The following is a 13,169-nucleotide window of genomic DNA, read 5'->3' on the forward strand; positions in this document are numbered from 1 at the left end:
TAAAGTAGTTGCATAATTACAAAACGAGAGACATCCATCTCTTTCAGGTATGCAAAAAAACGATATGGATTCTCTCCATAAAAACCTAATTTGCGGGCAACACTCAAATTTTTTAAAAATTTTGAGAAAGATTTATTAGCGCATCTTAGACTCCTATAAACAGAAAAATTTTGGGTAGATGAAACCTTGGAAGCAATAATACTCGCAGGTGGCTTTGGGACTAGACTTAGGCCATTAACATATACAAGAGCAAAATCGTTGCTACCAATATTAAACAAACCTATGATATCCTATATTATAGAAGCTTTGCCGAGAGAAGTAGATAAGGTTGTTCTTGCTGTAAACTATAAAAAAGACCAAATCGAAGAATATTTTAAGGAAAAAGATTTTGGTAAAGATGTAATTGTTAACGATGAAAAAACACCCCTTGGAACTGGAGGAGCAGTAAAATTTGCTGAAAAACATATCACAGAGCGTTTTTTTGTATTAAATAGCGATATCATGTGCTCGTTAAATCTTAAGGATATGATTAAATTCCATATTAAGAAAAACGCTGTTTCAACCATTTCTTTATGGCCTGTGGAGAATGTTTCAGAATTTGGAGTCGCAGATGTAAAAGATGATGGGAGTATAGTTCGTTTTGTTGAGAAACCCAAACCCGAGGAGGCACCATCTAATTTTATCAACGCAGGGGTCTATCTTTTAGAACCAGAGGTGCTTGATTATATAGAAACAGGACGACTGGTCTCGATGGAGAAAGAAATATTCCCGCAGATTATCTGTGACACGGGCAGGTTTTTTGGTTTTAAATTCAAGGGTTATTGGATGGACATAGGTCGTATAAGTAGTTATATCGAGGTACATAGGTTTCTTATGAAAAAGAAAAAAATGAAAAATTACCATGGAGAAGGTTGCGATATACGTGGTGTTTTAAAAGATTCTTGTCTTGGCGATAACGTTTATATCGGTGACAACACAAGGCTTGAATCAACAATTGTTTATGATAACGCTAGGGTTGGAAAAAATGTTTTTTTACAGAATTGCGTTGTTGGAGAAAACAGTACAGTGGGTGATTTTTCTAGTTTGAGAAACTCTGTTGTTGGTGACAACGAAAAAATAAAGGATAGAAGCAACATAGAAGGTCTGTTTGTGTGGACAAAACCTGTACCAGCTGGTTACCCTGATAAGCAGATTGGTAACGTGATAGAAAAATAATTTTTTGACAAAAACCTTTATCTTTAATTTTTGTTTATCGTGTTTAAATAAAACAATATGTGATGTTTATGACTAAATTGTTTGGTACAAATGGCATCAGAGGTGTTACAAATGAGGATATGAACTGTGAGCTTGCGCTTGGCGTAGGTATGGCATGGGGAACTTTTTTGAAAAAAAATGTTAAAAAACCTAATGTGGCAATAGGAACCGATGCGCGTTTGTCAAACCATATGCTTAAAAGTGCGATAACAGCAGGATTGCTTTCAACTAGTTGTGATGTTGTTGACATAGGTCTAGTTCCAACACCAACACTACAGTATACAGTTAGAGAAAGAAAATTTGATTCAGGTGTTATCATTACTGCTTCTCATAACCCGCCGCAGTTCAATGGGATAAAGGGTGTTTCAAGTGATGGTACAGAGTTTTCAAAAGACCAAGAAGAAGAAATCGAAAAAATATACTTTAGCAAAACCTATTCGTTAGCAGATTGGAAGAATGTTGGTAAACTCACAACCTGGGATGGAGCTATTGATCTATACATCAAAGGTATTCTAGGTTGCGTAGATGTGGATTTAATCAGAAAGAAGCATTTTCATGTTGTTTTGGATTGTGGTAACGGCGCAGGAAGCCTTGTTACACCGATCTTGCTGAAGAAACTTGGGTGCAAAATAACTGAGTTATATTGTGAACCAGATGGTATGTTTCCTGGTCGTAACTCAGAGCCTTTAAAAGAAAACCTTGGTGTTTTAATGAAAACGGTAACACAGGTTGGTGCTGATCTCGGAGTCGCCCAGGATGGTGATGCTGATAGGGCTATATTCATAGATGAAAATGGCGATTATATTTATGGTGACAAAAGCCTAGCGCTAGCAGGAGGATTCATAACAAAACAAAAAAAAGGTGGAATAAACGTTACACCTGTCACAACCTCTAGTTGTTTCGAAGAAGTCGTAGTTAAAAATGGTGGTAGAGTAATATACACAAAGGTAGGCTCACCAATAGTAGCACGAGTGATGATAGAAGAAAACGCTGTTTTCGGTGGAGAAGAAAACGGTGGGCTTATTTTCCCTGAGATGCAATATTGTAGAGACTCTGCGATGTCAATAGCGAAGATACTTGAGATTATAGCAAAAGAAAAAAAGACTTTATCAGAACTTATAGCAGAGTTACCCAGATATGAAGTGTATAAAACAAAGATGACATGCCCAAATGATAAAAAAGAAAAAGTCATGATGATGCTCGCAGAAAAAACAAAAAAGGATAACAATGTGATAAAAGTCGATGAAACAGATGGTGTTAAACTATACATGAAAAACGGATGGGTTCTGATGAGGCCGTCTGGAACAGAACCAATATTTAGGGTTTACTCAGAGTCAAAAGAAAAAGATGTAGCTGAAGAACTAGCTTTGACATACAAAAAACTAACTGAGGACATAATAAAAAATCTGTGAAAAAAAATTTATTCAGCTCCCTCAAAAATAGTATCAGGATACGCCTCGATTCGTTTAAAATCAAAATTGGATTTAAACATTGGCATCAATTCAACACCGTTTTTCGAAGACAAGGTTATAACAAATTTTGTTCTACTATGAGCAGTGCCTCTCATTTTGATAAGCTGGAGTGTTCTTATAAGGTCACCTCTACGCTCGATGTCCTCCATAAATATTATACCATCAGCAATAAACTCTTCTATACCATACTGTGAATATTTTAACACCATTGGTGGCACCTCTGATGTTAAAAAAGTTGTGCAACGCATAGCTGCAAGAGACGAACCAAGGCTGAAAATAAAATCCCTTATCATATCACTTTTTTGTAGTCTGTAGCACAAAGATGTTATCGAGTCGACCACGAGACGTTTTGCATCCAACTCCTTTGCAATATCCCTGATAACCTCAAAAAGAATGGTGGCATCCTCAACAGTATAAGCCTCAGTGTTTAAACCAAGGCGGTCACTTATATTCCATAAATCAATTATACTAAGTTTACCTGTTTTTATCAAATTCTCATCAAAAAAACTATAACCTTTAAGATGACTAATTAATTTTGAAATAGGCTCTGATGTTGTGAAAAAAACACCTCTTTCACCTAATTTTATACCGTTTACAAGAAACTGCATGGATATAGTTGTTTTACCAAGACCACTAGCGCCAGTGATTAAAACAGTACTACCCTCAGGTATACCACCATCTAGATTAGAATCAAGTTCTTCTATACCTGTTTTACACCTAGCTCTATCTTTCATATGGCCCGTCGTCTCTCCTGCGCCTCTAAAATAGTAAATAAGTTAATCGTTTAAAATCTTATTTATACACAAATGAAAAAAGAATACATATTAATAATACCTTTTTTATGTAGAGAATCAAAGTTATAGGATAAGAGGAATAATATGAGCAGAGACGAAGAGTTATCAAAATATGCTATATTGATTGAAAACTACAGAGAGCAACTAAACTATTTGGATATGCAGTATTCTTATATACAGACAGCTATCGCTGATTGCAACAAAGCAAAAATAACATTAGATCAGATGAGTAAAATAGATAGCAACACGGAGATACTTGTACCAATAGGTAGTGGTGTTTTCGTTAACGCAAACATAAAAAACACATCTAAGGTGCTTTTTGATATAGGTGCTGGGTTAACAACAGAAAAAACCTCAGAAGAAGCAATAAAAAAGATCGATAGTAGAATAGAAAGCCTACGAAAAACACAAGAGAAAATTACAACTATGATGCAGCAACTACAAGAGGAAGCTACCGAGGTTTCAAACAAGGCACAGCAGCTGTTATATGAAGAAAAAAAAGAATGAGTTTATTGTTGGGTATAGAAGATGTTTAATTTTTTAAAGAAAAAACTGAAGAAGTTTGAGGATCAACTTGAAGCAGAGTTACAGACAGAATTGAAAAAAGAGGAGAAAAAAAGTCCATCCATCATGAGCGAGAGAGAAACGAAACCTGTTATAAAAGAAAAACCTGAGGAAAAGAAAATCGCTGAGAAAGCATTAGAAAAAGCTGTTCAGCCGTTAATAAAAGAACTGACAAAAATAGAAAAGAAATATGAAGAAAAATTAGCTGAAAGAGAAAAAGCTAGGATCGAGAAACTTAGACGTGAAGAAGAATTAGATAAACAGATTGAAAAAAGTATAGAGACGGAATTGGAACACACTTTGAGAACTAGGCGGAGCATAGAAGAGGTTGTAAAAGCTGAGACTAAACCATCTGTTGGTATAAGTGGAGAAAAACTGGATGATCTTCTATGGGAGCTGGAGGTCGGTTTGCTTGAGTCTGATGTCGCATATTCGGTTATAGAATCTATTAAAAGGGATATAAAAGAAGAACTTAAAAACGCATCTTTTGACAGAGGGAAAATTGGGGATGTAGTTGAGAATGTTTTGCGTAACGCGATAGCCCATGTTTTGAAATATAGTGAGATAGATTTCAATGATCTTATTGAGAAAAGAAAGAAGCCTGTTGTTATAATGTTTGTTGGTGTGAACGGGAGTGGAAAAACCTTGGCTATAGCCAAGATTGCTTATATGTTGAAAAAACAGGGTAAATCTTGTGTTATGGCAGCTGGTGATACATTCCGTGCTGGTGCTATAGAACAGTTAGAGACACATGCCAAAAACCTTGATGTTAAACTTATTAAACATGGGCCGGGGGCTGACCCTGCTGCTGTGGCATATGATGCTATTGAGCATGCAAAGGCAAAGCACAAGGATGTTGTTCTACTTGACACAGCTGGTAGGATGCAGACGAATGTTAACTTGATGGATGAGATGGCTAAGATAAAACGTGTTGCTAAACCTGATATGATAATTTTTGTTGGTGATGCTCTTTCTGGTAACGATGCAGTGGAGCAGGCTAAAAGATTTAATGAGGTAGTTGGTATAGATGGGGTTATTTTAACTAAGGTTGACACTGACGCAAAGGGGGGTAGTGCTTTATCTGTAGCTTATACTATTGGTAAACCTCTGTTTTTTATTGGTATAGGTCAGGGGTATGAAGATCAGATACCTTTTAATCCTCAGTGGATGCTAGATAAAATATTTAGTGAATAAAAAAATATGAGAGAATTTTTGTAGAAAAAGCTGAGGAATCATTTTTGGGTAACAACTGTAAAGATACAGGGTAATAGTTGTACAACAACACCTTTTAAACAAAACAGACAGAATAAGTATTGAGGAGCGATAAAAAATGATGATAGTCGGCCAAGTCTCAACCCCTGAAGAAGCAAAAGAAATGGAGTTTGTAGTAAAACTGTTTGTTGTAGGAAACCGTGCCAGGTTTCTGGCTCTAAAATGTAAGGAGATAAACAATGAATAAAGACAAAAAGACAAAAAAAAAAACGGTGCCAGATGAAATAATTATCTGGATGAATATAGTGTAAAAAATAGTTTTTTTAAATACTCCACTCTTTTTCTATCCAAGAATCAACTGGTTTTTTTGTTGTATCTTGTTGCGCTCTAGCTATATCTGTAACAGTGATAATTCCCACTATCTCATCATTTAATAGAACAGGTAGTTTCTTTATGTTGTTCTGCTTCATGATCTGAACAGCTTTTTCTATAGTATCAAGGGCGTGTACTGTTTTAATCTCTGAGGACATTATATCCTCTACATTTGTTTCCTCTGGGTTTCTTCGTGCGCAGATAGTTCTCTCTATAATATCACGTTCTGTCACAATACCTACGCATTCACCTTTATCTGTTACAACCAGACAACCAACCTTGTAATCCCTATACTTGTTGCATGCATCAAGAACTGTGGCTTTACGATCTATTGTTATCACGTTTTTTGTCATAGCATCTTTTACAATCATTTTATTCACCACATCCCTAAACTGTTCTTATTAACTAACTAGCATTCATATGTTGCAATATGCTTATATATTATCTCATATAATACTATTTTTGATAAAACGTGAAAATAAAAACAAGAGACGAAATACTACGAGATATTATAAAAGATGCAAAAAAACAACCAAGAGAGTGGAAGGCAGTTTTCGGTAGAGACAAAAATCTGTTGTCCCATGATACCTACATCCTGAATAACAAAATAGGTGTTTATTTCTTAAAGGAATATCAGAAAAACCCTTTTGAGGTCCGAGGAATAGGTGGGAAAATAGCGAGACGTATTGACGAAGAAATCGAAAACGAGATAACAAGATACACCGGTAATTTTGGTATAATACAGGGGGATATAAGGAGGATACTGAAGAGCTTAGAGAAAGGTGTAAAACCAGAGAAAATATTAGACGCAGCTATTAAAGGAAAAGGGAAAAGGTTTGGTATGAGCATGCCTGTTAGAGGAGTTGCTTCTTCATCAGAAGAAATTTTTAATAATATATCTAATACTTTGTCGACAAATCAAAAAAAGCTTAACTCAAAATTTGAGGAAATAGCATCTGATGATGGTTTATACAAAAACTATATGTAAAATTTTATGATTCTATAAAATCTTTTATATTATTTTCCATTGTTTTCCTTTTTTCCTGAATATCTGTTAAAAGTTTTTCTGTTAACTCAACAGCATATTTTTTACAGTTACCACACATACGTTCCCCTTTTTTGCATGAGTTGTGTATCTCTTGTAGTTCTCTGTCGTCTTCTATGAGATGATAAAGGAATAACTCATAAATCATGCATTCATCTGGTTTACCACCTTCTTTTTTCTGCATCTCTAGGCTAACTGCACCACCTGTTTTTGCGTTCATGATTTTTTTCGCTGCGTTTTTTGGTGGATCTGTAAGGAATATACCGCTCTCTGGTTTAGATGAGGACATTTTTTCGCCTGTTAAACCTGTTATGAATCTATGGTATGTTGACGAGGGTTGCATAAAACCATATCCACCAAGTTTTGTCTCTGATTTAGCAAATAGTTCATCGATCTTTGGTATGTCTTCTTCTTTTGCTTTTTGTATGTAAATGGCTTTGTAATCTGTTATACGTTTTAGGTCAATGTAGCCTAGTTTATGTAGTATTTCTTCTGCGTTGTCTAAAAGTTTTTCAACATTTGTATCAACTTTTACGAAAACACCTATCTTGTTGTCCTTTGTCACTGTTACGTTGTAGATTCTATGGTCTTGTGCTATGTCTCTGCTTAATCTTATATGTGGATCCTGGTCAACCCCAACTGGAACAAGTGTTGGTCTTACTCCACCATATTTTTCTAGTTGAACATGTAATATGTCACCTGTTTGCACAAGTGGTGAAAAGATATGCGCCATGTTTGTTGATCCGTTGAAACCATAGGTTGCAACCATCTGCGACCAGTTGATTTTTTTACCTAAGATGTATGCCAGATCTTTTACATCCTGGTTTTTTGATTGGAAATAGATGCGGCATTTCTCTGGTTTTAAACCTAGTGCAATATAGTTTGGTATATATTCATTTAACGCGAGTTCTTTTGTTTCCTCTAAAGTGTAGCCTCTTGTTGCAAAAGCTTCAATGTCTGCAACTGCGATGTTTACATCTGCCCCAATACTCTGATAATATATTACTTCGTCGATAACCATCTTATGTCCAAGGTGCATTTTCCCAGATGGCATTAAGCCAGTTAGTATAGCCCAGGGTTTCTTTTTGGTTATTGCATTATGAATTAAACCGAAGCCGCGATGACCGAAAACAATTCCTCTCCGTAGGAGTTTATGAGGATGTGGTAGATCTTTCCAATCTTTTTCTGTGAATTTCTCTATACCAAATTCATCACGTAGTCTAGCATAGTCTTGGTATGTTGTTGAGCTCCATGGGTCTATCTTCATTTTTATCTAAAAACCTTAAACAGTCATTGTTTCAAAAACTTACCGTTCTCCAAAAATATTAGTTTGATTTTTTACGCTGAGGGGGAGATTTGAACTCCCGTTCCCCAAAAAGGAGAACCGGCTCTCAAGGCCGGCGCGTTAGGCCGAACTTTGCTACCTCAGCATAGCAAAAGCTAAGAGGTGTAAGTACAAATGGATAAAAAGAGTTTTTGTCTTACTTTTTATGATCTTAAAACAATCTCTATATTTACCCCATCAGGGACCTGTATTCTCATAAGCTGACGGAGCGCCCTATCACTAGCATCAAGGTCAATTAGACGCTTGTGAATCCTCATCTCCCAATGATCCCAAGTCTCTGTTCCTTCTCCATCAGGGGATTTCCTACAAGGGACCTTAAGATGTTTGGTAGGTAATGGAACTGGGCCGCTCAAAGCAACACCAGTGCGTTCAGCGATCATTTTAATCTGGTTACAAACCTCCTCAAGTTTTTTAGCATCAGTGCTTACGAGTGATATCCTTGCTTTTTGCGCCATCAGTTTAAACTCCGGTTATCCTTTTTTTGTTTTGTTCCTCCCCCTAAAAAATAAAATAAAAGAGGAAGAAAAGCTGTTTACTTAGCTTCTTCCACATCAATACAGATACCAGCAGCTACTGTTTGCCCCATATCCCTGATAGCGAATCTACCAAGTTGTGGTATTTTCTTTGATGGCTCAATAACCATCGGGCGGGTTGGAACAACCTTTACTATTGCTGCGTCACCTGTTTTGATGAAATCCGGGTTTTCCTCTTTAACCTGACCTGTTTTTGGATCGAGTTTCTTTTGTATCTCTTCTATTCTACAGGCAACCTGTGCAGTGTAACAGTGGAAAACTGGTGTGTATCCTTTGGTTATAACTGAGGGATGGTTAAGTACCATTATCTGTGCAGTGAATGATTTAGCAACAGTCGGCGGGTTATCTACCGGGCCAGCAACATCTCCTCTCCGGATATCGTTTTTAGCTATTCCACGTACGTTAACACCGATATTATCACCAGGGAGAGCCTGACTAAGAGTTTCATGGTGCATCTCAATGGTTTTAGCTTCACCTATAACACCACTAGGTTTCATACTTGGTTTGAAAATGAGTTGCATACCTGGTTTCAAAATACCACATTCTACTTTACCAACAGGGACTGTACCAACACCCTTTATCGTGTATACATCCTGAATTGGCCATCTCAGTGGTAGCTGTGTTGGTTTCTCAGGAACAGTAAACTTATCGATAGCCTGCAAAATTGTGTCTCCCTTCCACCAGGTAAGTTTACCCCTGTCCTTTATGTTATCTCCAACCCACGCTGAAACAGGAACGTATTGTAATTGCTCATCCTTATAACCAACGCTCTTAGCAAGCTTGTCTACATCAGATTTCACCTGTTCGTATCGCTTTTGATCATAAGGTGGTGTAGTTGCATCCATCTGGTTTATTGCTATAATCATCTGTTTAACACCGAGTGTCCTAGCAAGGAACATGTGTTCTCTAGTCTGAGCCATTACACCATGCTGTGCAGCAACAACAAGTATTGCAGCATCAGCCTGGGATGTACCAGTAATCATGTTTTTAACGAAGTCTCGGTGACCAGGGGCATCGATGATTGTGATATAGTATTTATCTGTATCAAATCTCTTATGGGCAACATCTATTGTTAACCCACGTTCTCGCTCTTCTTTAAGCTGATCAAATACCCATGCAAGAACGAAACTTTCTTTTCCTTTTGCTTTAGCCTCTTCCCTGAACTTCTCTATCATATGAGCAGGGAACTGACCTGTATCAAGTAATATTCTTCCGACTAATGTTGATTTTCCATGATCAACATGACCAATAACTACCAAGTTAAGGTGTGGTTTAGTTGCCATAATATTTTTACCTCCTTTTTAGTCAAATTCAAATTCAGTATATAGGTTTTTTCATATATTTTATTTTTTATTTCTTAAATTTTTGATAGCGTATAAACTTCCCATTTATAAGATTTATCATGATAACAAGCAGTTTTATAAGATGTAATGTGATGGGCTCGTTGAGATTCGAACTCAAGACCTCCGCCGTGTCAAGGCGACGTCATAACCAACTAGACCACGAGCCCGAGTTAAAGAGCTGAAATGGCTTTATTGTTTTTCTAATTTACTGAAAAAAAAATTAGAAAACAGGATATACATATACATGTACATATTTACCTAATAAAAAGATACATAAACTATCTATCAATTATTGTTTTTAAAGAGTTTAAGGGTTGGGATAAAAAAATGGATAAAAACGTTAAACTAAAAAACTTTTTTAACACTGATTTTATAAAAAACAATGATAACGAAGAAGTCGATGATTTTACGTTTAGTATGTGGAAATCAGAGCTCCAAAGAGAATTAAGGTCTTTTTGGAAATCTATATGATTGTAAAACTTTGTTAAACGTTAAATACGAAAGATGCTATACTTTTGCTTTATGATTTATAAATCACCGAAACTAACAGTCGATGGAGTTATACTAAAAGATAAAAAAATTCTTCTGATCAAAAGAAAAAACCCACCTTTTAAGGGGAAATGGGCTTTGCCTGGTGGTTTTGTTGAATATGGGGAAAAAATTGAGGATGCAGTAGTTAGAGAAGTTGAGGAGGAAACCGGTTTAAAAACCAATATACTTGATATTGTTGGTATCTATTCTGATCCTGATAGAGACCCCCGTGGGCATACTGTCTCAGTAGCCTATCTTTTAGAGATATGCTCAGGTGTATTAAATAGTAGAGATGATGCTGGTGATGCAAGGTTTTTTGATGTGAATCATTTACCAGAATTGGCGTTTGATCATGAGGATATAATAAGGGATGCCTTAAGGAGAGTTAGATAGGTTATGTTTTGTCCTAAGTGTAAGTCGTTGATGTATCCTAAAGCTGGTTTGTTTGTTTGTAACAAGTGTGGTTTTCAGAAAGAGAAAAAGGGTAGTAATGTTGTTGTTGCAAAGCGGAGGAAAAAAGAAGTAGCTGTTTTAGAGGAAAAGATAGATATTCTCCCTAAAACGAGGGTTACGTGCCCTAATTGTGGGCATAATGAGGCTTTTTGGATGCTGAGGCAGATGAGGGGTAGTGATGAGCCTGAGACTAGGTTTTTTACATGTACAAAATGTAATTACAGGTGGAGAGAAAACTAGCTATAATGTTAAAATATTATTACCACAATATTAATATAGTTTAATATCAATAAATATATGGGGATTTAAAATGTGGCGGATAACAAAAAAATTGACTGTTATGTTTATGCTAGTATCACTCTTAATTTCAGGATTAGTAGGTGCATCTAATTTATACACTACTAAGAATCTTTTGGATGCTTCTGCGTGTACTGAGATTGTGACTTTATATCGATGTAGACCAGATGGAGTTATTACCCCCGTAAATGTGAGTATAGTGTGTGAAGAAGGGGAAAGTGTCGAAGAGGCTATGGCTAAAAAATGCGATGAACTTTTTGATAAAGATATATTGCTTCAGAGCTACGTTTTTGGTGGTAACATGACAAATATAAGTGTGTTCTCAAGGGTTAGATCAAGTGGTGTTGGGCATCATTGGAGATCTCCATGGGCTGTTCGAATACCGTATCCGCTTTTACTAAGGTATAGAATATTTTTGAGATTACCTATTATATACAAGTTGTTAGGGATATATGTAAGTCCGCTCGTGGTCGGTAATTATTCAAATGATGAGAAAGCCTCGACTAAGATTGAGCTCGTATATATGCCGTATAGGCCAAGCAATGAAACTATATCGATAAAAGGGAAACATACTGTATGGGCGTTTGGTTTTGTTGGATATATAGGATGGCTTGGTATGAATGCAGAATTTATCGATGAAAGAGGGTGGTCAACATTGTTTTATGGGTATGCCTCCGCTGTGTATTGCAAGCAGTTCTCATAACTATTAAAATACCGTTATCGTTATAAACATCTACTGTATTTTCTTTTAGCGTAATATTTTCAATTGGGGAGGAAAAATAGTATGTTTAGTGCTAAGGTAAAATCAGATGTGCTTAAAGGGATAATTGATGTGACGTCTCCATTGGTGAATGAAGTTAAATTTAATATAACACCAAAAGGTATTTCGCTACGGGCTGTTGACCCGGCTCATGTGGCGATGGTTGATCTTGAGGTGGAGAGTAAGGCTTTTGAAGAGTTTAAGGCAGATAATATGGAGCTTGGCATAGATATTGATAAACTTAGTAGTATTATGCGTCTTTCAGGATCTGATGATGTGGTTCAGCTTGACTATGATGAGGAATCAAATCGTTTGATTATAAAGATTGGTAACCTTGTTAGGAGAATGGGGTTGATTGATACAGCTGGTATGCCTGATCCTAAGATGCCGAATATAAGTTTACCAGCTAAGGTAGTTATCAAGGCATCTGAGCTTAATCAGGGTGTACGTGCATCTGAGGCTGTATCAGATCATCTTGCACTTACAGTGAATAAGGATAATTTTGAGTTGTATGCTGAGGGGGATACAGACACGGTTAATTTAAAACTGCCGAAGGATCTTTTAATTGAGTTAAATGCATCTAGTAGATGTAAAAGCTTGTTTTCCATTGATTACTTTAGTAACATGATAAAATCTGTTAAAGGAGAAGATCCTGTAACTATACTTCTTGGTAACGACAACCCAATTAGGGTTGAGTTTAACATAGCTGATAACAAAGGGCATGTTACGTATCTGCTTGCACCTCGTATAGAATCTGAATAAAACAATATTGTTTTGGGGCGTAATAGCATAGTAAGAGGTAGTAAGCGGAGAAGGTACATCGGATTTGTGGTAAAATCTGGACGTGACAGTTTTACTGAATCTGATTTAGTGAATAGTTTAATGTATCATTGTAAAAATTTTTTGAACCGGGATTATAGAGAGATGGGTTTGTGGCTTATCAAATTTGATGGTGAAATGGGTATACTAAGATGTAACCATGTTGAAAAAGAGAACATTATAAAACTTTTGAGGTCAATAAGAAATGTTTCATCAAGAAAGGTTGAGATTGAAACTGTTGGAACATCTGGTACAATAAAATCACTGGTGTCAAAGTATATGAATAAATAGAAAAAACGTGCTTGTCAACTTAAGATTTAAGTAATGGTAGCATCCATCCATGTTTTTGGTGAATAAAAGATGGATGGGATGCTA

Annotated in this window: 16 protein-coding genes and 2 tRNA genes; 11 read left to right on the plus strand and 7 right to left on the minus strand. The window is 36.2% G+C overall.

The annotated features are described in order from the left end of the window. Window positions 1–186 precede the first annotated feature (186 nt). Together QHH19_03750 and glmM are read left to right on the plus strand one after the other, a co-directional pair. Window positions 187–1,215: an NDP-sugar synthase gene (locus QHH19_03750; GenBank protein MDH7517439.1), complete on the plus strand. Its 1,029-nt coding sequence runs from the start codon at window positions 187–189 to the stop codon at window positions 1,213–1,215. Window positions 1,216–1,283: 68 nt separating this feature from the next. Continuing rightward, the gene (glmM, locus tag QHH19_03755; protein MDH7517440.1) at window positions 1,284–2,666 is read left to right on the plus strand and encodes a phosphoglucosamine mutase; all 1,383 of its coding nucleotides are present in this window, start codon (window positions 1,284–1,286) and stop codon (window positions 2,664–2,666) included. An 8-nt stretch (window positions 2,667–2,674) separates the two neighbouring features. Here the strand turns inward: glmM and gvpD are convergent, their stop codons facing one another. Further along, window positions 2,675–3,460, minus strand: coding sequence for a gas vesicle protein GvpD (gene gvpD, locus QHH19_03760; protein ID MDH7517441.1), 786 nt, complete (start codon window positions 3,458–3,460; stop codon window positions 2,675–2,677). A gap of 144 nt (window positions 3,461–3,604) precedes the next feature. Between gvpD and pfdA the strand changes: the two genes are divergently transcribed. The 3 genes from pfdA to QHH19_03775 all read left to right on the plus strand — a co-directional run bounded on the left by pfdA (window position 3,605) and on the right by QHH19_03775 (window position 5,543). After that, window positions 3,605–4,027 carry a prefoldin subunit alpha gene (gene pfdA / locus QHH19_03765; GenBank protein MDH7517442.1) on the plus strand — a complete coding sequence of 141 codons (423 nt, stop codon included), beginning with the start codon at window positions 3,605–3,607 and terminating at the stop codon, window positions 4,025–4,027. Window positions 4,028–4,048: 21 nt separating this feature from the next. After that, the gene (gene ftsY / locus QHH19_03770; GenBank protein MDH7517443.1) at window positions 4,049–5,278 is read left to right on the plus strand and encodes a signal recognition particle-docking protein FtsY; all 1,230 of its coding nucleotides are present in this window, start codon (window positions 4,049–4,051) and stop codon (window positions 5,276–5,278) included. Window positions 5,279–5,414: 136 nt separating this feature from the next. After that, window positions 5,415–5,543, plus strand: coding sequence for a hypothetical protein (locus tag QHH19_03775; GenBank protein ID MDH7517444.1), 129 nt, complete (start codon window positions 5,415–5,417; stop codon window positions 5,541–5,543). A 76-nt stretch (window positions 5,544–5,619) separates the two neighbouring features. On the opposite strand, the gene QHH19_03780 is transcribed toward QHH19_03775, so the two are convergent. Continuing rightward, window positions 5,620–6,039 carry a CBS domain-containing protein gene (locus QHH19_03780; protein MDH7517445.1) on the minus strand — a complete coding sequence of 140 codons (420 nt, stop codon included), beginning with the start codon at window positions 6,037–6,039 and terminating at the stop codon, window positions 5,620–5,622. A gap of 101 nt (window positions 6,040–6,140) precedes the next feature. On the opposite strand from QHH19_03780, the gene QHH19_03785 reads away from it, so the two are divergent. Continuing rightward, complete coding sequence (locus tag QHH19_03785; protein MDH7517446.1) at window positions 6,141–6,656, plus strand: hypothetical protein; 516 nt, start codon at window positions 6,141–6,143, stop codon at window positions 6,654–6,656. A gap of 4 nt (window positions 6,657–6,660) precedes the next feature. Here QHH19_03785 and QHH19_03790 read toward each other — a convergent pair whose 3' ends face one another. From QHH19_03790 to QHH19_03810, 5 genes are all read right to left on the minus strand, one after another. Beyond that, window positions 6,661–7,980 carry a tryptophan--tRNA ligase gene (locus QHH19_03790; GenBank protein ID MDH7517447.1) on the minus strand — a complete coding sequence of 440 codons (1,320 nt, stop codon included), beginning with the start codon at window positions 7,978–7,980 and terminating at the stop codon, window positions 6,661–6,663. A gap of 74 nt (window positions 7,981–8,054) precedes the next feature. Further along, a tRNA-Ser gene (locus tag QHH19_03795) sits at window positions 8,055–8,143 on the minus strand. Window positions 8,144–8,201: 58 nt separating this feature from the next. Beyond that, window positions 8,202–8,513, minus strand: a complete 312-nt coding sequence (gene rpsJ / locus QHH19_03800) for a 30S ribosomal protein S10 (protein MDH7517448.1) — start codon at window positions 8,511–8,513, stop codon at window positions 8,202–8,204. 77 nt (window positions 8,514–8,590) lie between these two features. Next, window positions 8,591–9,877, minus strand: coding sequence for a translation elongation factor EF-1 subunit alpha (gene tuf, locus QHH19_03805; GenBank protein ID MDH7517449.1), 1,287 nt, complete (start codon window positions 9,875–9,877; stop codon window positions 8,591–8,593). A gap of 150 nt (window positions 9,878–10,027) precedes the next feature. Further along, a tRNA-Val gene (locus tag QHH19_03810) sits at window positions 10,028–10,101 on the minus strand. A gap of 355 nt (window positions 10,102–10,456) precedes the next feature. Here QHH19_03810 and QHH19_03815 point away from each other — a divergent pair. The 5 genes from QHH19_03815 to QHH19_03835 all read left to right on the plus strand — a co-directional run bounded on the left by QHH19_03815 (window position 10,457) and on the right by QHH19_03835 (window position 13,085). Further along, window positions 10,457–10,858: an NUDIX hydrolase gene (locus QHH19_03815; protein MDH7517450.1), complete on the plus strand. Its 402-nt coding sequence runs from the start codon at window positions 10,457–10,459 to the stop codon at window positions 10,856–10,858. Between the two features lie 3 nt (window positions 10,859–10,861). Beyond that, window positions 10,862–11,158 (plus strand): transcription factor S, encoded by a 297-nt coding sequence (locus QHH19_03820; protein ID MDH7517451.1) that lies wholly within the window; start codon window positions 10,862–10,864, stop codon window positions 11,156–11,158. Between the two features lie 70 nt (window positions 11,159–11,228). Beyond that, window positions 11,229–11,918 carry a hypothetical protein gene (locus QHH19_03825; GenBank protein MDH7517452.1) on the plus strand — a complete coding sequence of 230 codons (690 nt, stop codon included), beginning with the start codon at window positions 11,229–11,231 and terminating at the stop codon, window positions 11,916–11,918. A gap of 81 nt (window positions 11,919–11,999) precedes the next feature. Continuing rightward, window positions 12,000–12,737, plus strand: a complete 738-nt coding sequence (gene pcn / locus QHH19_03830) for a proliferating cell nuclear antigen (pcna) (protein MDH7517453.1) — start codon at window positions 12,000–12,002, stop codon at window positions 12,735–12,737. Between the two features lie 12 nt (window positions 12,738–12,749). After that, window positions 12,750–13,085 (plus strand): Rpp14/Pop5 family protein, encoded by a 336-nt coding sequence (locus QHH19_03835; protein ID MDH7517454.1) that lies wholly within the window; start codon window positions 12,750–12,752, stop codon window positions 13,083–13,085. Window positions 13,086–13,169 lie beyond the last annotated feature (84 nt).

The sequence above is a fragment of the Candidatus Thermoplasmatota archaeon genome, from assembly GCA_029907305.1.
Classification (GTDB): domain Archaea; phylum Thermoplasmatota; class E2; order DHVEG-1; family DHVEG-1; genus JARYMC01.